At 68.5% G+C, this 19,993-nt stretch carries 20 protein-coding genes; 13 read left to right on the top strand and 7 right to left on the bottom strand.

The genetic code is table 11. The annotated features are described in order from the left end of the window. Positions 1 to 264 precede the first annotated feature (264 nt). Complete coding sequence (locus ACQ4WR_RS18025) at positions 265 to 696, top strand: DUF2177 family protein (RefSeq protein ID WP_102299388.1); 432 nt, start codon at positions 265 to 267, stop codon at positions 694 to 696. Here ACQ4WR_RS18025 and ACQ4WR_RS18020 read toward each other — a convergent pair. The 3 genes from ACQ4WR_RS18020 to ACQ4WR_RS18010 form a co-directional block, all read right to left on the bottom strand. After that, the gene (locus tag ACQ4WR_RS18020; protein ID WP_436488939.1) at positions 686 to 1,615 is read right to left on the bottom strand and encodes a PP2C family protein-serine/threonine phosphatase; all 930 of its coding nucleotides are present in this window, start codon (positions 1,613 to 1,615) and stop codon (positions 686 to 688) included. The genes ACQ4WR_RS18025 and ACQ4WR_RS18020 overlap by 11 nt on opposite strands. Before the next feature lie 140 nt (positions 1,616 to 1,755). Then, positions 1,756 to 2,205, bottom strand: coding sequence for a glycine zipper 2TM domain-containing protein (locus ACQ4WR_RS18015; protein ID WP_102299394.1), 450 nt, complete (start codon positions 2,203 to 2,205; stop codon positions 1,756 to 1,758). A 128-nt stretch (positions 2,206 to 2,333) separates the two neighbouring features. After that, positions 2,334 to 2,864, bottom strand: a complete 531-nt coding sequence (locus ACQ4WR_RS18010) for a GNAT family N-acetyltransferase (protein ID WP_436488938.1) — start codon at positions 2,862 to 2,864, stop codon at positions 2,334 to 2,336. A gap of 174 nt (positions 2,865 to 3,038) precedes the next feature. Here ACQ4WR_RS18010 and ACQ4WR_RS18005 point away from each other — a divergent pair, with 174 nt between their 5' ends. From ACQ4WR_RS18005 to ACQ4WR_RS17975, 7 genes are all read left to right on the top strand, one after another. After that, positions 3,039 to 3,392: a hypothetical protein gene (locus ACQ4WR_RS18005; protein WP_436488937.1), complete on the top strand. Its 354-nt coding sequence runs from the start codon at positions 3,039 to 3,041 to the stop codon at positions 3,390 to 3,392. A gap of 15 nt (positions 3,393 to 3,407) precedes the next feature. Then, positions 3,408 to 4,487, top strand: a complete 1,080-nt coding sequence (locus tag ACQ4WR_RS18000) for a M20/M25/M40 family metallo-hydrolase (protein ID WP_436488935.1) — start codon at positions 3,408 to 3,410, stop codon at positions 4,485 to 4,487. A 73-nt stretch (positions 4,488 to 4,560) separates the two neighbouring features. Further along, entirely contained in the window at positions 4,561 to 4,794 is a 234-nt protein-coding gene (locus ACQ4WR_RS17995) for a hypothetical protein (protein ID WP_436488934.1), read from the top strand. A 220-nt stretch (positions 4,795 to 5,014) separates the two neighbouring features. After that, complete coding sequence (locus ACQ4WR_RS17990; protein WP_436488932.1) at positions 5,015 to 6,559, top strand: ABC transporter substrate-binding protein; 1,545 nt, start codon at positions 5,015 to 5,017, stop codon at positions 6,557 to 6,559. 64 nt (positions 6,560 to 6,623) lie between these two features. Further along, entirely contained in the window at positions 6,624 to 7,562 is a 939-nt protein-coding gene (locus ACQ4WR_RS17985; protein ID WP_436488930.1) for an ABC transporter permease, read from the top strand. Further along, positions 7,559 to 8,344 carry an ABC transporter permease gene (locus tag ACQ4WR_RS17980; RefSeq protein ID WP_436488928.1) on the top strand — a complete coding sequence of 262 codons (786 nt, stop codon included), beginning with the start codon at positions 7,559 to 7,561 and terminating at the stop codon, positions 8,342 to 8,344. Before ACQ4WR_RS17985 ends, ACQ4WR_RS17980 begins: the two co-directional genes overlap by 4 nt. Beyond that, a complete protein-coding gene (locus ACQ4WR_RS17975) occupies positions 8,338 to 9,948 on the top strand; it encodes an ABC transporter ATP-binding protein (RefSeq protein WP_436488926.1) in 1,611 nt (536 codons plus the stop codon). The genes ACQ4WR_RS17980 and ACQ4WR_RS17975 overlap by 7 nt, the downstream gene beginning before the upstream one ends. On the opposite strand, the gene ACQ4WR_RS17970 is transcribed toward ACQ4WR_RS17975, so the two are convergent. From ACQ4WR_RS17970 to gshB, 4 genes are all read right to left on the bottom strand, one after another. After that, positions 9,945 to 10,709, bottom strand: a complete 765-nt coding sequence (locus ACQ4WR_RS17970; RefSeq protein ID WP_436488925.1) for an SAM-dependent methyltransferase — start codon at positions 10,707 to 10,709, stop codon at positions 9,945 to 9,947. The two genes, ACQ4WR_RS17975 and ACQ4WR_RS17970, sit on opposite strands and share 4 nt — an antisense overlap. A gap of 45 nt (positions 10,710 to 10,754) precedes the next feature. After that, on the bottom strand, positions 10,755 to 12,821 hold the full coding sequence (locus ACQ4WR_RS17965; protein ID WP_436488923.1) for a TonB-dependent receptor domain-containing protein: 2,067 nt from the start codon (positions 12,819 to 12,821) through the stop codon (positions 10,755 to 10,757). Positions 12,822 to 13,068: 247 nt separating this feature from the next. After that, the gene (paaZ, locus tag ACQ4WR_RS17960) at positions 13,069 to 15,123 is read right to left on the bottom strand and encodes a phenylacetic acid degradation bifunctional protein PaaZ (RefSeq protein WP_436488921.1); all 2,055 of its coding nucleotides are present in this window, start codon (positions 15,121 to 15,123) and stop codon (positions 13,069 to 13,071) included. Then, positions 15,120 to 16,088, bottom strand: a complete 969-nt coding sequence (gene gshB, locus ACQ4WR_RS17955; protein ID WP_436488920.1) for a glutathione synthase — start codon at positions 16,086 to 16,088, stop codon at positions 15,120 to 15,122. The genes paaZ and gshB overlap by 4 nt, the downstream gene beginning before the upstream one ends. Before the next feature lie 275 nt (positions 16,089 to 16,363). On the opposite strand from gshB, the gene ACQ4WR_RS17950 reads away from it, so the two are divergent. Genes ACQ4WR_RS17950 through ACQ4WR_RS17930 form a run of 5 tightly spaced genes read left to right on the top strand, consistent with a single transcriptional unit; the run spans position 16,364 to position 19,978 of the window. Next, the gene (locus ACQ4WR_RS17950; protein ID WP_102299494.1) at positions 16,364 to 16,780 is read left to right on the top strand and encodes an acyl-CoA thioesterase; all 417 of its coding nucleotides are present in this window, start codon (positions 16,364 to 16,366) and stop codon (positions 16,778 to 16,780) included. Between the two features lies 1 nt (position 16,781). Next, a complete protein-coding gene (locus ACQ4WR_RS17945) occupies positions 16,782 to 17,342 on the top strand; it encodes a hypothetical protein (protein WP_436488918.1) in 561 nt (186 codons plus the stop codon). Then, a complete protein-coding gene (locus tag ACQ4WR_RS17940) occupies positions 17,339 to 18,046 on the top strand; it encodes a peptidoglycan DD-metalloendopeptidase family protein (RefSeq protein ID WP_436488916.1) in 708 nt (235 codons plus the stop codon). Before ACQ4WR_RS17945 ends, ACQ4WR_RS17940 begins: the two co-directional genes overlap by 4 nt. Further along, entirely contained in the window at positions 18,039 to 18,761 is a 723-nt protein-coding gene (locus ACQ4WR_RS17935) for a glutamine amidotransferase (protein ID WP_102298742.1), read from the top strand. Before ACQ4WR_RS17940 ends, ACQ4WR_RS17935 begins: the two co-directional genes overlap by 8 nt. Further along, positions 18,758 to 19,978, top strand: coding sequence for a MalY/PatB family protein (locus ACQ4WR_RS17930; protein WP_436488914.1), 1,221 nt, complete (start codon positions 18,758 to 18,760; stop codon positions 19,976 to 19,978). Before ACQ4WR_RS17935 ends, ACQ4WR_RS17930 begins: the two co-directional genes overlap by 4 nt. Positions 19,979 to 19,993: the final 15 nt, after the last annotated feature.

Raw genomic sequence — 19,993 nt, 5'->3', positions numbered from 1 at the left:
CGATTTCATGCCAATCGTCACACGCTGCCATAATCACGATGGAAACTATTGCCTAAAATCATATTCCGTGACTTTTTGAATATGTGCTTTTGATAACAGTCGTGTCAAGGCGGGCGCGCGCGATGATGACACGTCCGGTATGCGGCTGTTACCGCACACCGTATGTGCGCCGGCAACATTGGCGTGGTGGGGCAGCGTGCCGCCCCCGGCGGCATTTTGCTTTATGCTGGAGCAACATTCACCTTGCCAACCCGGAGGACCCCCATGCCCGCCCCACGCCCGCTCCAGCTTGCCGTTGCCTATGGCGCAGCCCTGCTTGCTTTCCTTGCCATCGATGCGCTGTGGCTGGCCGTGCTGATGCAGGAAACCTACGCGCAGGCGCTGGGGCCCTTGCTGGCCGCGCAGCCGCGCTGGACTCCGGCCGTGCTGTTCTATGTCTTGTACCTGCTGGGGCTGCTGGTGTTTGCCATGGCGCCGGCCCTGCGCGCGGGCAGCGGCCGCAGGGCTGCGGCGCTGGGGGGCTTGCTGGGGCTGGTGGCCTATGGCACCTATGACCTGAGTAACTATGCCACCTTGCAAGCCTGGCCGCTGGCCTTGACGGTGATCGACATGGCGTGGGGCAGCGTGCTGTCCGCCACGGCGGCCACGGCCGGCTACCTGGCCGCCAGCCGCCTCGTGCGCAACGTCAGCGCGTAAAACGCAAGGCCAGCACGGTGAGGTTGTCGCTGTGCAGGCCGGCGGGCGGATGGGCGTGAAAATCATCAAGCAGCGCCGTGACGGCTTGCCCGGCGTTCTTGCCGGCGCACAGCGATGGCCAGCGGGCGGTCAGCGCCAGCGGGTCGGCGCAGGCCCAGAAGCCATCGCTGGCCAGCAAGTAGCAGGCGCCTGGCCGCAACTGCAGCACCCTGCGGTCGCCCAGGTGCGACAGAAAGGACGGTAAATTGCCCGCATCGAGCGCGCGTAGCGGCTTGTCGAGCTGCAAGGTATCGCCGATGGCGTTACCCAGGATAAATGCCTGCGAGATTTGCGGATGGTGGATGCCATGCACGCAAGCGCGCCAGCCGGCTTCGTCCAGCACCCCGCGCATGGCGTGCACGGTCGCCGGCACATGGTCGACGGTGAGGATGCTGGCCGTGCCGTCCGCCACTTCATACAGGCGCGAGTCGCCCACATGGTAGAGCAGCGGCGCCTGGCCGGCCGGTATTTCCAGCAGGGTCAGGGTGGTGCCGGGCTGGCGCGCCGCTGCCGGCGTCTCGCCGGCGAACTGGCTTTGCAGGCGCGTGTGCAACTGGTCGAGCTGGGTTGACAGGCTGCGCGTATCGTGACAGGCGGGCACGGCCAGCAGTCCCTGCACGGCCGCTTCGGCCGCTTCGCGCCCGTGGCCGTGGCCGCCCATGCCATCGAGCACGGCGGCGCGCACATGGCCGGCGGGCCAGCCCGGCACCTGGCAGCGCAGCGGCGCCTGTCCCGACAGGTACACGGCCTGGCCCTGGGCATCGATCAGCAGGAAATTGTCCTGGTTCTCGTGGCGTGGAACGGGGCCGGCGCCCACGCTGCTGCCAGCGGCGGCATCGAGCCAGGGGCCAAAGTCCAGCGCGTCTTTAATGAAATGCATCGTTTGCTGCGGTCCGGGCGGTAAGAATGTTGATCATAGGACACAGCTTAGCTGATATTTCTTGCAGGCGATACGTTGCCTCTCCAATAAAAAAACCTGCGGCAGCAGGCTGGCGCAGGTTTTTTGAAGCAGGGCAAGGCTTAACGGCGATGGCCCCAGCCGTGGCCATGGCCGCGGTCGTTGTCATAGTAGCGGTCGCGGTGGCCATGGCCGCGGTAGTAGCCGCGGCCCGGCTGCACGTACACGACAGCCGGCGGGCCGTAGTAGCGCGGCGGCGGTGCGTAATAGACTGGCTGCGGCGCCGGTGCGTAGTACACAGGCTGTGGCGCAGGCGCATAATAGGTTTCGCGGTAGCCGCCGCGATAGCCGCCACGGTCATAATAGCGGTCATTCGTATTGATGCTGTTGCCAACGGCGGCGCCGATGACGCCACCGACGATCGCGCCGTTACGGCCGCCGGTGCTGTTGCCAATGGCCGCCCCGACAACGGCGCCTGCAACGGTATTGAAGTCGCGGTCGCCGGCGACTGCGGCCGAAGACACAGCCACTGCCGCTACCATTACCGCACCCAGGAGTTTCTTGTTCAACATGGCATTTCCTTCCATTCCGGCGAGATCACAATGATCTGCATGAAGTGGACTATATCTGCTGCACCGCGCTTGTTCCACGTCTAATACAACTTATTACATTCGCGCCCGGCCGGTAACAACTGGGCCTGTCAGCGCGAACGGGCTTGCCATTCCGGGCGCAGCAGGCTGTACATTTTGACATCGCGCATGCTGCCATTGATGAAGAACGCCTGGCGCATCAGTCCCTTCTGCGTAAAACCGTTCTTTTGCGCAATGCGCTCGGACGCCGTGTTCTGCGGGTCCATCAGCAGTTCCAGCCGGTGATACGTGTAGGCATGGAACAGGTAATCGACCAGCAGGCGCGTGGCTTCGCTGGTGTAGCCGCGCCCGCCGCGCTGCGGGTCGAACAGGCGGTAGCCAATTTCGCGCGAGGCTGGCGTGCGGCTCTTGAAATGCGTGATGGTGCCGATGATGTGCTGGTGCTGGTCCTCGATCAGGAACAGTTCGCTGTCTTCCGTGACCAGGCCCGTCTGCATGAATTCGCGGCGTATCACCTCGGGCGACTTGAACTGCATGGAAAAGAATTCGCCGCGCGAAGGCAGGTCGTTGACCAGCGCGATGTAGTTGTTCAGGTCGGCGGCTTGCACGTGCCTGACGGTACACAGTGTTCCCTTGAGCATGGCGGTATCCAGTGGTGGGTGCGAACTGCATGGTAATCCACCTGGGCTGGCGCAGGCAATCGCGCGCGGTAAAAGTTGCTGCAGCGACAGAATAAATGCGTTATCGTAGAACGCTGTGCCATGCCCCTGCGCATGGCGTATCCGCACTGATTTTTTGACTGGAAACCCCATCGTATGACGACCTTCCTGACTGGCGCGCCACTGCGCCGTTCCGCTGTATCCCTGAGCATAGGCTGCCTGCTCAGCGCCGGCGCCTTTGCCGCCGCGCCAGGCAATGCGCCGCAGGCGCTGGCGCAGGTGCGCGACACGGCCCTGCACAGCGACTGGGCATATGCCCGCCTGGCCGACATGACGGACCTGATCGGCCCGCGCCTGTCCGGTTCCGCCGGCGCGGCCGCCGCCGTGCAGCAGGTGGCCGACACCCTGCGCCAGCTGGGCGCGAAAGTCACCTTGCAGCCCGTGAAAGTGCCGCACTGGGTGCGCGGCGTGGAAACGGCGGAGATCGTCGACTACGCGGGCCGCCCGTAAGGCGTCAGCCAGCGCGTGGTGCTCACGGCCCTGGGCGGCTCCGGCGCCACGCCGGCCGCCGGCCTGACGGCGCCCGTGATCCTCGTGAAAAGCTTCGAGGAACTCAAGGCGCGCGCGGCGGAAGTGAAGGGCGCCATCGTGCTGATCGACACGCCGTTCGACCAGGAGATGGCCGAGCGCGGCCTGGCCGGCGTCACGTATGGCCAGGGCTCGCGCTTCCGCTTCAACGGACCGAAGGCGGCCGCCGAACTGGGCGCCGTGGCCGCGCTGGTGCGCTCGGTGGGCGGCGCGGACTTCCGCATCCCGCACGCGGGCGCCACCGGACTGGAAGACGGCAAACGGATTCCCGCCGCCGCCGTCACCGTGGAAGACGCCTTGCTGATCGGCCGCCTGGCCGCGCGCGGTCCGCTGAAAATGCACCTGACCCTGACGCCGCAAAACCTGCCGGACGCCGACAGCTACAACGTCATCGCCGACTGGCCTGGCACGGACAAGGCCGACGAAGTGGTGGTGGTCTCCGGCCACCTCGATTCCTGGGACCTGGCGACGGGCGCGCACGATGATGGCGCCGGCGTGGTGGCGGCCATGGGCGTGGTGGAAACCCTGAAAAAGCTCGACTACCGGCCGCGCCGCACCATCCGCGTGATCGCCTGGATGAACGAGGAAAATGGCGGCCGTGGCGGCCAGGCCTATTTCGAGGCCAACAAGCAGGCGCTGGGCAAGCAGTATGCGGCCATTGAAATGGACAGCGGCGCCGGCCGGCCGTTCGGCATCAAGGCCAGCGTGGGCCCGAAAGCGGAAAAACTGTTCGCCCCCTTGCTGGCGGCCTTGCAGCCGATGGGCGCGCACGCCTTCACGCGCCGCGACGCGCTGGGTACGGGCGACTTGCACCGCCTGGAAACGGGTGGCGTGCCCAGTTTCGAGCCGCTGGTCGACAGCCATAGCTACTTTCACTACCACCACACGGCCGCCGATACGCTGGACAAGGTCGATCCGGAGAACCTCAAGCGCAACGTCGCGCTGATGTCATCGCTGGCCTGGTTCCTCGCCAATATCGATGGCGAGATCGGCCGCGCGCCGGCGCAGGGCGAGTAATTCACGCTATCGCGGGCCGCCGGCTTGCCGGCGCGGCCCGCGTGCTGTTGACCACATCCATCGAACGCATGCCATGACCTCATCTTCCGCCGCCATCGACAGCGCCATCCACCTGATCCGCACCTACACGGCCCTGCATCCCCGCAGCGCCGACACGCTCGAGGGCGTGGCGCAGTGGTGGCTGGACAGGCAAATTCCCCTCGACGTCACGGCGGCCGCGCTGGCGCAGCTGCGCGCGGCCGGCGAAATGGAGCATGTCGACGTCGGCACGCGCCAGCTGTGGCGCCGGCACCGATCCGGCGACTGAACAGGGGCGGGTGGCCAGTCCACCCCTCAGTTTTTCAGATACCAGCCCTCCGCAAAGACAATTTGCCTGGATGGGGCGGCAATCATAAGATGTGCAGCTGTAAATAATTCTCATTTAGTTGGGAATCCATCCTACGCTGCATACTCGCCTGGCCCATGGCGGCCCGGTTTGGCCTCTCTTCTGATTGTCAGGAACGCTGGTGCCCCGTCTTCGCTTGCTTTTGCCCCTACTCCTTGCCGGCTGGCTGGCGCTTGCCGGCGCCCGCGCGCAAGCGCTGGCCGCAGCGCCCGCGCCACGCATCGAGCGCTGTACCATCGCCGATGAACAGGGCGACTTCGGCTTGCCCACGCCCTATACCCATGCCAGCGGCGGCATGGGCTATACGCTGACCAGCCTGATTTTCGACACCCTGGTGTGGCGCGACGCCACTGGCAAGCTGGTGCCGGGGCTGGCCAGCGCGTGGCGGGAAAGCGCCGACCACCGCACCATTGAGTTCACCCTGCGCCCCGACGCGCGCTGGCATGACGGCAAGAGCGTCACGGCGGCCGACGTGGTGTTTACGTTTGCGTATCTGCGCCAGCACCCGCATCCGCTGTTCGACCTGGGCGCCATCGACAATGTGGACGACCTGGGCAAGGGGCGGGTGCGGGTGCGCCTGAAGCGCGTGTATGCGCCATTCGTGGCGCAGCTGGCCGGCTCCGTGCCCATCCTGCCGCAGCATGTGTATGCGCGCCTGGCCGATCCGCAGCACATCAAACAGGCCGACATCGTCGGCAGCGGTCCCTATCGCCTGGGCGCGTATGACAAGGCGGCGGGCCGCTACCTGTTTACGGCGAACGAACAATACTACCTGGGTCCGCCCAGGGTGCGCAGCCTGCTGTTCCTGCGCATGCAGCCTTCGCTTGCCGTGGGCGCGCTCAAGCGGGGGCAGGTGGACATGATCCGCAGCCTGCCGGCGCCGCTGGCCGCCGAAGTGGCCCGTTTCGCCAGCGTGGTCAGCGCCCCTTCCGGCCATCCCGTGCGGCTGCGCTTCAATCATGCGCGTGCGCCGTTCGACGACAAGCGCCTGCGCCAGGCCATCGCGCGCGGCATCGACCGCCAGGAGCTGCTGCGCGTGGTCGAGAACGGGCAGGGCGAAGTGTCCGCCGGACGCTTCGTGCGGGGCAGCATCTGGCAGAGCGGCGCGCCGTTCGATGCGTATGCCTACGATCCCGCCGTCGCGCGGCGCATGCTGGCGGAGCTGGGCTACCGCGCCGCGCCCGATGGCCGCCTGCGCGACAGCGGCGGCAAGCCCTGGGTGCTGGAACTGGCGGCGGCGCGCAGCCTGGCGCGGCCCGCCAGCCAGCTGGCCGGCCAGCTGGAAAAGCTGGGCATGGAAGTCAATGTGCGCATCATGGACAGCGGCATCCTGGGCGCGCGCATCGCCGCCGCCGATTTCGACCTGGCCCTTGTCAGCCAGGGCAGCAATGGCGATCCGGAAAGCATGCTGCGGCAAACGGCGGGCAACGGCGCCTACAGCGATGCCTTCCGCCGCGCCGACCTGCTGGAGCTGCTGCAGCAGCAGGTCGGCACCGTCGACGTGGCCAAGCGGCGCGCGCTGCTCGACCGCGCCCAGGCCATCTATGCCGACGAGCTGCCGGCCTTTTTCCTGTATTCGCCGCAGTGGATCACGGCGGCCAATGCGCGCCTGCGGCCGTGGTTCACGCCGGGCGGCATCGCCGTCGGCATCTCGCTGCCGCTGAACAAACTGATGTTCGTGCAGTAGACGGGAGCCGACGCTGAGCGCTTTTTCCTTCCTGGGCCGGCGCGCCGCAGGCTATGCGCTGGCCTTGCTGGCGCTCGTCAGCCTCGACTTCGCGCTGCCGCTGCTCATGCCGGGCGACCCCGTCACGGCCTTGCTGGGGCAGGATGCGCTGATCGAACTCGATGCGGCCGAACGCGGTGCCCTGCTGGCGCGCCATGGCCTGGGCGGCGGGCAGCCGCTGTGGCAGCTGTACCTGGCGCACCTGGCGCAGCTGCTGCGGTTCGACCTTGGCTATTCCATCCGCCATGGCATGCCGGTGGCGGACCTGCTGGCGCAGCACCTGCCGTGGACCGTGCTGCTGGTGGCCTGCGCGCTGGCGCTGGCCCTGCTGCTGGGCGTGGTGCTGGGCATCGAGGCCGCGTTCGCGCAGGGCAGGCCGATGGACCGCGCGCTGACGGCGGCCACCCTGGCGCTCGACAGCATCCCGCCCTTTGCCCTGGCGATGGGCCTGGTGATGCTGTTCGCCTACGGCCTGGAATGGCTGCCCAGCAATGGCGCCATGGCGCCGTTTTCCACGCGGACGGGCATGGCAGCCTGGCGCGAGCGCGCGCAGCACCTGCTGCTGCCCGTGTGCGCCATGGCGCTGCCGGCCGCCGCCGGCGTGTTCCTGAGCGCGCGCGCCACGGCCGTCGCCGTGCGCCAGCGCACCTTCATGGACCTGGCCCGCGCGCAGGGCACGGGGCCGTTCGCCTTGCGCTACCGCCACCTGGCGCCCAACGTGCTGGCCGTGGTGCTGTCGCGCCTGGGCGCCGTGTCCGCGCGCCTGGTGTCGGGCGCCGTGTACGCGGAAACCGTGTTCGCCTATCCGGGCATCAACCTGGTGCTGACGGACGCCATCGTCAAGCACGACTACCCGCTGGTGCGCGGCGCCCTGCTGGCCACGGGGCTGCTGCTGTTCGCCATGAATCTGCTGGCCGATGTGCTGGCCGGCCGCCTGGCGCGGCGTGCGCAGCGCGCGCCATGAATGCCTCGGTGCGCGCGGGAACGGTGCTGCTGCTGGCGCTGACGCTCATGCTGGCCGGCGCCAGCTGGCTGCAGCCGGGGCCGGGCGACGCCATCGATGCCGTGCTGGCGCCGCCCGGCGCCGGGCACTGGCTGGGCACCGACGACCTGGGCCGCGACGTCTTGCTGCGCCTGGCCGCCGCCGCGCTGCCCATCCTGGGCATCGGCGTGGCCGTGAGCGCTGCCAGCATCGCGCTGGCCGTGCTGCTGGCGCTGTGCGGGCTGGCCTGGCCGGCCGCCGACGCGCTCGTGCTGCGGCTGGCCGACCTGTTCAGCGCCTTGCCGTCGACCCTGGTCTTCATCGTCATCGCCTCGGCCATGCAGCCTGGCGTGCCGGCCCTGGTGGCGATGCTGGCCGTGTTTGGCTGGGATGCGGAATTTCGCGCGTTGCGCCTGCGCCTGCGCCAGGTGTGGCGCCAGGAGAGCCTGGACGCGGCGCGCCTGGCGGCGGCATCGGGCACGTATCTGCTGCGCCGCCATGTGTGGCCGGCCATGGCGGGGCTGCTGGCCGTGCAAGCCGTCGCCCTGGTGCGGCGCGCCGTGTTTCACTACGCGGGCCTGGCTTTCCTGGGGCTGGCCGATCCGCGCACCCCGACCTGGGGCGGCATGCTCAATGAAGCCATGCCCTATCTGGCCCACCCGGACGCGCGCGCCTGGATCCTGGCGGCATGGGGATGCCTGGCCATGCTGCTGATCGCGCTGGCGCTGCTGGGCCAGGGCCTCGACGAGCGCGCGCGATGCTAGCGGCGCGCGCTTTCTGCGTCGAAGCCGATGGCCGCCAGTTGCTGCGCCAGCTGCACTTCCAGGCGCGCCCCGGCTTGCCGCTGGTGATCATCGGCGAATCGGGCGCCGGCAAGAGCACCCTGGCGCGCGCCTTGCTCGGCATGGCGCCGGGGCGCGCCAGCGGCAGCCTGCGCGCCGGCGGCATGCAGCTGGTGGGGGCGGACGAAGCGGCGCTGCGGCGCTGGCGCGGCCGCCAGGCGGGCCTGGTGCCGCAAGACGTGCACGACGCCCTCAACCCCCAGCACACCTTGCTGGCCCAGGTGGCGGCGCCGTTGCGGCGGCACCTGGGCCTGCGGCGCGGTCCGGCGGAACAGGCGGCCGCTGACTTGCTGCTCTCGCTGGGCCTGGCGGAAAACCTGCACCGGCGCTATCCGGCCCAGTGCAGCGGCGGCCAGCTGCAGCGCGTGCTGCTGGCGGCGGCGCTGGCGCCTGCGCCGGCCCTGCTGGTGCTGGACGAACCGACGTCCGCGCTCGATCCGGCCACCAGCGCGCTGGTGCTCGAACGCCTGCGCGCCGAGGCGGCGCGGCGCCAGCTGGTGGTGGTGACGCACGACCTGGATCTGGCGCGCGCGCTCGATGGCGACGTGCTGGTGCTGTATGGAGGCAGCGCCGTGGAAATGGGGCCGGCCGCATCGCTGCTGGCGTCGCCGCGCCATCCCTACACGCGCGGCCTGCTGCGCGCCTGGCCGCGCGAGAACGGCAAGGATTTGCAGGGCATCGCCGGCATCCATGAAGAAAGAGCGCGCGGCTGCGCCTTCGCCAGCCGCTGCAGCCAGCGCATCGCCCGCTGCGGCGAAGAAGCGCCGGCGCTCGACGCGCAAGGCGTGGCCTGCCTGCGTGGCGGCATCGTCAGCGTGCTGTCGGCGCGCGGCCTGCACAAGCGCCTGGGCGGGCAAGCCGTGCTGGCGGGCGCGGACCTGGAAGTGCAGTCGGGCGAGACGGTGGTCATCGTCGGCGCGTCCGGCGCCGGCAAGTCGACCCTGGCGCGCATCCTCGTCGGTCTGCAGCAGGCCGACGCGGGCACGGTGGCCACGCCGGCGCGCGAGGAGGGCGGCGCGGCGGTCGGCATCGCCTATGTGCCGCAACATGCGGGCGCCTCGGTGGCCAGCCATTTCACGGTGTTCGAGGCGGTGGCCGAGCCGCTCCTCATTGCAGGCAGCGACGGCATGGACGCCTGCCGCGCGGCGGCGCTGCGGGCGCTGGCCGACGTGCGCCTGCCGGCCACGCCGGCTTTCCTGGCGCGCCAGGCGCGCAGCTTGAGCGGCGGGGAATTGCAGCGCCTGGCCATCGCGCGGGCGCTGATCGCCGATCCTGCCGTGCTGGTGGCCGATGAGCCGACCGCCGCGCTGGACGCCTCGGTGCAGGCCAAGGTGCTGCGGCTGCTGCTCGATGTGCAGGAGGCGCGCGGCCTGGCCCTGCTGCTGATCACGCACAATCTGCCCGTCGCCCGCCACGTGGCGGACCGCATCGTGCGGCTGGAAAACGGCCGCTGCGTGGCAGAGGCCCCGGGGTCGCCGGCGGGCCAGGAAGGCGCCGCGCCGGTGGCCTGGATGCGCCTGGCCTAATTGAGGAAATCGCCTACATACACCAGGTGTTCGAACGGCGGTTTTTCGTTCTCCGTGCGGGCCAGCACCGTGCCCAGGGTGGCGCGCAGCACGGCCTGTTTCGCGTCGGCGCCCGCATGCGCGACGATGGCCAGCGGCGTGCTGGCTGGCAGGTGGCGCGAGAGGCGTTCGACCAGCGAGGGCAGGTCGGCGCGCATGGTGAAGAACACCAGGGTGGAACCCGTGGCGGCCAGCTTGTCCAGGGTGTCGCTGCCCGTGTAGTCGTCGCGCGTGTCGGCCGAGGCGGCGAGGATGACGGAGCGGCTGTGCTTGCCGCCGGTGACATCGCGGGCCAGCGCCGCATTGGCCGCATTGAAGCAGGAGATGCCAGGCACGACGATGGGATTGAGTTCGCTGAACTCGCTCAGGTAGCCAGATTGCGGCCCGAAGATCATGGCGTCGCCATAGTCAAGCACGGCGACGGTCTTGCCGGCCGCCGCCGCCGCGTGGATGATCTCGCGCGTCTGCTTTTCCATGGCATCGACTTCCTCTTCCGGCGTATCGCGCCGCGCCAGGGGGCTGAACAGGCCGTGGCCCGCCTTGTGCTGCTCCTTGCCGCTGAGCAGTTCGGCGAATGCTTCCAGCAGGCGCGGGATGCCGAACACGATATCGACGCCGCGCAGGGTTTTCTGCGCCTTGACGGTGATGCTGTCCGGGTCGCCGATGCCGGCGCTGACGAGGTACAGGCCGCAGCGCGCGCCCGCTTGGGTGGTGTAGGTCATGGTGGTCTTCTCTCTACGGATGGATGATGGGGATGATGCTTTCGCTTAAAAATGGTAGCTGGCGCTCACGCGCACGTCGCGTCCCGGCTCCGGCAGGATGTTGCCGGTACCGCCATCGAGCGAACTGTGGCTCGTGTAGCGCTTGTCGCCCAGGTTGCGCACGGCCAGCGCCAGGCTCAGGGCGCGCAGCGCGGCCGGCTGCCATTGCAGCTGCACGTCGTGCAGCACGTAGCCGGCCCGCTGCACCGCCGCTTTCGGCACGTCGTCCAGGCGCCGCACGGCGTTCAGCGTGTAGCCGGCTGTCAGGCCGGGCAGCACCTGCCACTGGCTGTCCCACGTCAGGCGGTCGCCCAGCGCCGTGCCCACGCGCCGCGCCGGGCTCAATGGCTTGCCGCCCACGGTGGTATCGGCCAGCACCACGCCCAGGGACGTGTGATAGCTGCCGCGCTGCCAGAGCGCTTTGCCTTCCCAGCCCTTGCTGCGCAAGGTGTCGGGCATGTTGCGGATATACGCGGGGTAGACGGCGCCCTGGCCGGCCCATTCGATCAGGTTGGCGATGCGCGTGTCGAAATAGCCGAGGCGCACGGTCAGGCGGTCGCCGTCCCGCAGCGCATTGGCGCCTTCGTACTGCAGGCCCGCTTCGCGCGTGGCGGAGGTTTCCGGCTTGAAGGGCTTGCCGTTATTGAAATTGCTTTTTTTATCCACGCTGGTGAGGAAACCGATGGGGATGATGCCGCTGGCGCGCACGGCTTCGCCATAGCTGGCGAAGGCGCCCACGCCGCGGCCCAGTTCCAGTTCGGCGCCCGCGTTCGGCGACGTCTTGCCGCCCTTCACATTACGCGGTCCGAAGGCCGTGTTGTAGTGGTCATGGCGCACGCCCAGCGACAGCTGCAAGGCTTGCCAGCGCATGCGCTCCTGTACGAAGACGCCCAGGTTGCGCGCCTGCGTCGATTTGCGGCCCGGCCCCAGGATGGCCGCACCGAGCACGCCATTGGTGATGCCTTCCTCGTCCATGAAGTCGGCGCCGGCCGTCAGGCGGTGCTGCGTGCCGGCCCAGGCCAGGTGCGCCGTGTTGCGCACGCTGCCGCCCCGTTCCCGCGTCCTGGCGCTGCGCGCCTGGCTCACGTCTTCCAGTGCGTTCTCATTCTGGTACAGATTGAATTTCCAGTCCAGCAGGCCATTGCCGGCCGGCTGGTAGCGGTGCTCCACGGTATAGGTATGGCGTTCGCTGCGCTGGTAGGTGGGCACGGCGTTCGCGGGTGCATAGCCGTTGTCGCTGCCGACCCTGCTGAACAGGTAGAGGCCCGCATTGCGGTTGCGCGCCGCGCCCAGCCGCAGGCTGTGGCCGGCCAGGTCCAGCAAGCTCAGTTTGAGCAGGTAGTCGCGGTCATGGCCGGCCGAATTGGGCACGTCGCCGCCGCCGCCGATGCGGTAGTTTTCGCGGTTGACGGCGCTCACGTGGGCCAGCAAGCCCAGTTTATTGTCCAGCGTTTCGCCGGGCATACCATACACGCTGATGGCGCCGCGCAGCGCCTCGTCGGCGCTGGCGTAGGCCGCGCGCACGCTGGCGCCCGCGCGCTTGCCGGGCGCCAGCAAGTCTTGCGCATCGACCGTGTCAAAGCGGATGCTGCCGCCCAGCGCGCCCGGCCCCGCATCGGCGCTGGGCCCAGGCTGGATATCGACCTGTTTCAGCAGGTCGGGGTCGATGCCGCCCAGGTCGCCCCGGTGCTGGTGCAGGCTGCGTCCCTGGTGCGCGCCATCGATGCTGATGTTCAGGTTGGCGCCATCGACGCCGCGTAGGTAGAGGCGCTGCGCATTGCTGGCGCCGCCGCCGATGCTGACGGCAGGTTCGTTGGCGAAGATGTCGGCCACGTCCATCGCCTGCTGGCGCTGCAGGGTCTCGCGGGAAATGCGCGTAATGCCGGGCAGCGGCGCGTCCGGTGCGGACTGGCCGATGAGTTTGACTTCGGGCAGGGTCGCCAGCGGCGCGGCTGGTTCGGCGAGTTCGGCGCGCGTGTCCGGCGTTTGCTGCGCGAAAGCGAGGGGGGCGATGGGCAGCGCGCTGGCGCCAAGCAGGAACAGTGGAACGGCAAGGGGTACGGCATGTCGCATGGGAAGGTCGTCTTTATCAGAAGGGAAGCCACGGGGGTAGGGAGGGCGCAGGTGCTGGCCTGCGCAGCGTCAGTCGAATCTGCTACAGCAGCGCTGTCCCGGGACTGGAAGTGGCGCGCCGCGCCGCTCCCGGTCCCTGAAATACCCGGTTGGCTTCATCTCGTCAGCCGCCATTCTGGAAGAGGCGGACGACCTTGGCTATTTGTATTTCTTGAGACGGCCCATCAGGAAAACTGAGGGCTGGCGCTCAATGGCAGGCGCGCTTGGCCACCAGGGTCAGGATGTCGTAGCTGGCCACCAGCTCGTCGTTCTGGTTGGTGACCTGCACGTCCCACGACACCACGCCCTGGCCCACGCCCTTGTCGTCGCGGCGCTGGCGGTCGACCTTGCGCTTGCAGGTGAGGCGCGCGCGGATGGTGTCGCCGATGCCGACCGGGGCGACGAAGCGCAGGTCGTCGAGCCCGTAATTGGCCAGCACGGGACCGGGCGCCGGCGAGACGAACAGGCCGGCGGCCGCGGCCAGCACGAAATAGCCGTGCGCGATGCGCCTGCCGAACTGCGAATCGCGCGCGGCGATCTCGTCGAAATGCATGTAGAAATAATCGCCCGAGATGCCGCCAAAGCCGACGATGTCGGCCTCGCAGACGGTGCGCCGGTGCGTCAGCAGCGATTCGCCCACTTCCAGTTCGTCGAAATGCTTGCGGAACGGATGCTGCACGCTTTCGCGCACGGCGGCGCCGCGCACGTATTCGCCCGTCACGGCCGTCAGCATGGTGGGTGAGCCTTGCAGCGCCGAGCGTTGCAAATATTGCGAGATGGCGCGCAGGCCGCCCAGCTGCTCGCCGCAGCCGGCGCGTCCGGGGCCGCCGTATTTCAGGTGCGCCGACGCCAGCACGTCCGTTCCCGCCGCCGCCACTTCGCGTTCCAGCACCAGCACGCGCCCGTGCGAGGCGGCCAGGCGCGGCACGGCATACGCGGCCAGCTTCGGATCGCGCGTGGCCAGCGTGCTGGCCAGGCTGCCCCGACCACGCGCGGCCAGCGCCAGCGCTTCTTCCACGTCCGCATACGGCATCAGCGCGCAGACGGGGCCGAAGGCCTCGATTTCATGCACGGCGTCGCCGCGCGCGCCGCCACGGCACAGCAGCAGGGTGGGCGCGGCAAAGGCGCCATCGCGCACGCCGTCGCCCGAGGGCGCGTAGCCGTCCACCTGGCCGCAGACGATGTCGCTTTCCTCGGCCAGCGCGCGCACGCGGGCGCCCAGTTCGCTGCGCTGTGCCTGCGAGGCCAGCGGTCCCATTTGCACGCCAGCCTGCGCCGGGTCGCCGATCACCACGGCCGCCAGGCGTTCGCGCAGGCGCGCCGTCAGCGCCTCGATCTGCCCGTGCGGCACCATGACGCGGCGGATGGCGGCGCCGTCCTGGCCCGCCTTGACCGTCATCGACCGCACGATGGCGTCGACCAGCAGCTCGAATTCCGGCTCGCCGCTGCGCACGTCCGGTCCCAGGATGGCGCAATTGAGCGACGCCGCGCCCAGGCTGACCTGCACCGAGCGCGCCAGCAGGTTGGGGTGGTTGCGCAAGGTCGTGGCGGTGGCGTCCGAACCGGTGAAGCTGACGGCGTCGTTGTCCTGCAGCCGTGCCAGCAGCGCGTCGGCCGGGCCGATGGCCAGCTGCAGCGCGCCTTTCGGCAGCAGGCCGGAAGCGTCGATCAGGCGCACCAGCGCCTCGGCCAGGTAGCTGGTGCAGGTGGCCGGCTTGACGATGCAGGGCATGGCGGCCAGGAAGCTGGCGGCGAATTTTTCCAGCAGCGACCAGACGGGCAGGTTGAAGGGGTTGATATGCAGGGCCACGCCGCCGCGCGGCACCATGATGTGGGTGCCGGCCGCGCCGCCGCGCCGGCACAGCGACATGGCGGGCGCTTCATGCAGCACATTGCCCGAAGGCAGGCCGCTGGCGGCGATGCCGGCGTAGGAATTGAGCACGCCGATGCCGGCGCAGATATCCTGCTTGCTGTCGGCGCGCGTGGCGCCGCTCTGGTAGGCGATGGTATACAGCGCTTCGCGATGCTGCTGGATATGCGTTGCCAGCGCCCGCAGGCAGGCCGCCCGCTGCTGGAAGTCCAGGGCCATCAGGGCCGGCACGCCGGTGCGGCGCGCATAATCGAGCGCCTGCTGCGCGTCGACCGACTCGGCATGCGTGTGATAGATCAGCGAATTGTCGATGGCGCTGTGCAGCGACAGGCCCGCTTCGCTGCCCATCCAGCGTCCGCCTATCCAGCTTTGCAGTGTGCTTACCTTGTTCATGCTTGTTCCTCGTTTGTCTGCGTGAGCGATGCCGCCGTTTCCAGCGCATCGATGAACATGCCCGCCACGTCGAAACCCGTCTGCTGCATGATTTCGCGGAAGCAGGTGGGACTGGTGACATTGATTTCGGTCAGGTGCGCGCCGATCACGTCCAGCCCGACCAGCAGCAGGCCGCGCGCCGCCAGCAGCGGCGCCAGGGTCTCGGCGATATCGCGGTCGCGCGCCGTCAGCACGCGCGCTTCGCCGCGTCCGCCGGCCGCCAGGTTGCCGCGCACTTCGCCTGCCTGCGGTATGCGTGCCAGCGCATGCGGCACGGGCTTGCCGCCGATCAGCAGGATGCGCTTGTCGCCTTCGCTGATGGCTGGAATGTAGCGCTGCGCCATGATGGTGACGGCGCCGTCGCGCGTCAGCATTTCCACGGTGGCGCCCAGGTTCATGCCATCCTCGCGCACGCGGAAAATGCCGGCGCCGCCCATGCCGTCGAGCGGCTTGAAGATGACGTCGCCGTGCTCGGCGTGGAAGGCGCGCAGGCGCGACGGCTCGCGGCTGACGAGGGTCGGCGCGCAGAATTGCGCAAATTCCAGGATCGCCAGTTTCTCGTTGTGCTTGCGCACGGCCGAAGGCCGGTTGAAGACGCGCGCACCCTGGCGCTCGGCCATGTCCAGCAGGTGCGTGCTGTACAGGTATTCCATGTCGAAGGGTGGATCCTTGCGCACCAAAACCGCGTCGAACTGCGCCAGCGGCAGCGTTGTCGCCGCCTCGCGGCGGAACCACGTGCCCGCTTCGTCGACCAGCTGCACGCGCGCCGCGTTGGCGCTGACCACGCCGCCTTCGCAGTGCAGATGCTGCTGCTCGAACACGTGCAGTGCGTGGCCGCGCGCGGACGCTTCCTGCATCATCGCGTAAGTCGAATCTTTCTTGATGTTCAACAGCTCGAGGCGGTCGGCCAGGATCGCGATTTTCATCGATGCGCCTTTCATTCAAATGGGGTGGGGTAGAGGAAAACTATGCTGCCGCGCCAGTGCGCGCCGCAGCCGTGGCGCCATGCGCCAGGTCCGTGTTGCCGGCATATTTCTGCAGCGATGGTAGCGCAACGAACGCCATTCGGCTCCTCAGATATTTGGACGTCCGCCCTCAGATATTGCGTCTTGTGAGGCACCCTCGATCGGTCTTAGCATCATTGGCGAAATGTCACTACCCAAGCCGGCATGACCGGATATAACCGCCACATGAGGACACAATGATGCGCCGCTCTTTCAAGACCAATCTCGACATCCGTTACCGCGACACCGACTCGATGGGCCACGTCAGCAGCCCCGTGTACTACGAGTACATGCAGACGGCCTACCTCGAATACATGCACCGCATCCTGGAAATTCCAAAGAGCGAAAAGCTGCCGCACATCATGGTGAAAACCGCGTGCGAATACATCGCCCAGGCCAAGTACGGCGACAAGGTGCTGGTGCTCAGCCATGTCTCCAAGTTCGGCGGCAAGAGCTTTGAAATGGAGCACATCATGCACATCGGCGACGAGCAGGGCGTGGTGATGGCCAAGGCCATTTCCGTGCACGTCATGTACGACTACGACAAGCAGGCCACGCAGCCCGTGCCCGAGTCGTTCAAGCAGACCGTGCTGGCCTACCAGGGCAGCCTTTAAGATGGCGCGCCTGGCATCGCTGCAAGCGTTGGGCGCTTCGCTGCTCATGATCGCGGGCGCCACGGCGTGCGTGGCCGCCGGCGCCGCAGAACCGGCGCGGCGCGTGCTGACGCCGATCGACTGGCCCGCTGCCGGCCAGGCCCGCGCCAGCGCGGCGCAGGCCGACGCCGTGCTGCGGCCGCTGCGCGCCACGGCGCCGGCCGGCCTGGCGCAGGTCAGGATACCGGTACTGCTGCTGCCGGCCGAAGGCGACTGGGGCGCGCCGCGTTTCCATGGGCAGGGCACGGCCTATGCGGCCCTGTATGCGCCGGCCGGTGCGAAGCTGGGCCTGTTCGGCAGCGCCACGCACCTCGTCGCGCCAAGTGACCTGAAACTTGAACATGCGGGCGGCGCCTTCGAATCGATAGGCGACGGCGCCGACTACAGCTTCACGCGCTTTGGCGCCGCCTACACCTTGCGCATGAGCTGCGACGAACCGCTGAAGGACAAGCGCTGCACCGATCCGCAATATCTGGCCGACACGGCGCGCGCGCTGCTGCTGGTGGCGGGAGAAAAACCATGATGAAAATGACTGTATTACATGGCGTGCTGGCCGCTGCGCTGGGCGCCATGGCGCTGCCGGCGCTGGCCGGCAACGATGACCGTTTCCTGCCACCCGGCGCGCTGCTGCCCGGCAGCGGCAGCGGCGTGGCCAGCACCGCCGTGCTGTATCCGGACATGCGCTTTCCCATCGAGAAGGGCGCGGCCTACGCCAGTTCGCATTTCTATGGCGTCGGCGGCCAGCGCGGCAAGGCAGGCGATTCCTGCGACGACAGCAATTATGCCTATCCGTGGCGCGACAATTTTTGCGAGCTGCGCAAGGACAACCTGCCGTTCTGCCTGTCCGGCGGGCACCAGGGCCAGGACCTGCGCCCGGCCACCTGCCGCGCCAACTATCACTGGGCGGTAGCGGCCGATGATGGCGTCATCGTGCAGATCGCGCGCTTCAGCGTGACCCTGCAGACGGCCGCCGGCACCCTGTACCGCTATGTGCACCTCAATACCAGCGACCTGGCCGTGCGCGAACTGCAGCCGGTGGCGCGCGGCGCGCGCATCGGCAGGATATCCAACAACTGGATCGACAAGCTGCCGATCCATCTGCATTTCGACGTCAAGGACACCATCAAGGTGGGCCAGCAGACCCTGGTGACCTTCGTGCCGCCGTATGCCAGCCTGGTGGAGTCCTACATCCAGCGCAACAAGCTACAAGGAGAGCAACATGAGTGAAACGATGCAGGGCCGGCGCGGCAGCAAGCGGCCGATCCTGGCGATCTTGCGGCAGGAGGCGTCGACCCCTGGCCGCGCCGGCAAGCTGCTGCGCGACAAGGGCTTCGAGCTCGATATCCGCCGCCCCGTGTGCGGCGATCCGCTGCCCGACACGCTCGACGGCCACGCGGGCGTGATCTCGTTCGGCGGGCCGATGAGTGCCAACGACGGCGACGCGCACATCCGCCGCGAGATCGAGTGGCTGTCCGTGCCGCTGGCGGAAAACCGGCCGTACCTGGGCATCTGCCTGGGCGCGCAGATGCTGGCCAAGAACCTCGGCTGCAAGGTGACGGCGGCCGAGGGCGACGTCACGGAAATCGGCTGGTATCCGCTCAAGCCGACGGCCGAGGGCGAGCGCATCATGCCCAAGTGGCCGGAGATGGTGTACCACTTCCACATGGAGGGCTTCGAGCTGCCCAAGGGCGCCATCCTGCTGGCCGAGGGCGACGCCTACCGCAACCAGGCTTTCCGCTATGGCGAAAAGGCCTGGGGCATCCAGTACCACCCCGAGCTGACCCTGGCCATGCAGCGCCGCTGGGCCGTGAAGGGCGCGCACCGCTTCCACCTGCCGAACGCGCAGCAGGGCGAACAGCATCTGCAGGGACGGGTGCTGCACGACAAGGCGCTGCGGGCCTGGTTCAACGGCTTCCTGAACCGCGTGTTTACCGAAGCATGAGCCGCCAGCTCGCTACCCTGCAAGAGGGCCTGGCGCTGAGCCTGGATCAGCTGCTGGCGCGCCAGAGTTTCAAGTGGCGCCAGTACCAGCCCGGCGTGCTGGCCGCCTGCGTGGCCGACATGGACCTGGGCACGGCGCCCGCCGTGCAGGCGGCGCTGGCGCAGGTGCTGCGACGCGTCGACTTTACGTATCCGCTGCGCGACGGGCGCAAGGCTGACCGCGCCGTGGCCCATGCGTTCGCCGCGCGCATGCGCCGCCTGTACGGCTGGCAGGCCGAGGCCGACCAGGTGCTGGTGCTGCCCGACCTGGTGCAGGCGACGTTTGCCGCCGTGATGGCGTTTTCCGACCCGGGCGACGGCGTGATCGTGCAAGTGCCGCACTACGCGCCGTTCCGCGAAGCGGTCGAGGGCACGGGCCGGCGCCTGGTGCCGCTGGAAATGCGCGCCGGTCCTGACGGCTACCAGCTCGACCTGGAAGGTCTGGCGCAGGCCGTCGACGCCCGCACGCGCGTGCTGATCCTGTGCAATCCGCACAATCCGACGGGGCGCGTGATGAGCCGCGCGGAACTCGACGGCGTGCTGGCCTTCGCCGAGCGCCATGCCTTGATTGTGGTGTCCGACGAAATCCATGCCGACCTGGTCTACCCTGGCGCGCAGCACCTGCCGTTCGCCGCACTGTCCGACGCGGCCGCGGCGCGCACCGTGACCCTGAACTCGGCCACCAAGAGCTTCAATATCGCCGGCCTGCGCTGCGCCGTCGCGCATTTCGGCACGCCGCAGCTGCAGCAGCGCTTCCACGCGCGTGTGCCCGCGCGCCTGACGGGCGCCGTCAACAACCTGGGCATCGACGCCACCGTGGCGGCCTGGAATGAGGGCGAATCCTGGCTCGACGCCGTGCGCGCGCACCTGCTGGCCATGCGCGACTATGCGGTGGAGATCCTGCGCCGCGAGCTGCCGTCCGTCCGCTTCCACGTGCCGCAGGGCACGTATCTGCTGTGGCTCGATTGCGCGGCGCTGGAACTGGACCAGCCGGCGGCGGCATTCTTCCTGCAGCATGCGAAGGTGGCGCTCAGCCCGGGTGAAGTCTTCGACGCGCGCGCGCCGCACTGCGCGCGCCTCAATTTCGCCACCTCGCAGCCGCTGCTGGCCGAGATCCTCGACCGCATGGTCATGGCGGTGCGCGCGCACCAGCGCCGCCGCCAGCCTGTACACACTTAACCCGGCACACCCTTG

It is taken from the genome of Janthinobacterium amylolyticum (assembly GCF_051380655.1).
Taxonomy (GTDB): domain Bacteria; phylum Pseudomonadota; class Gammaproteobacteria; order Burkholderiales; family Burkholderiaceae_D; genus Janthinobacterium.
Note: the sequence above shows the minus strand (reverse complement) of the source record. Positions and strands in the feature narration are given on the sequence as shown.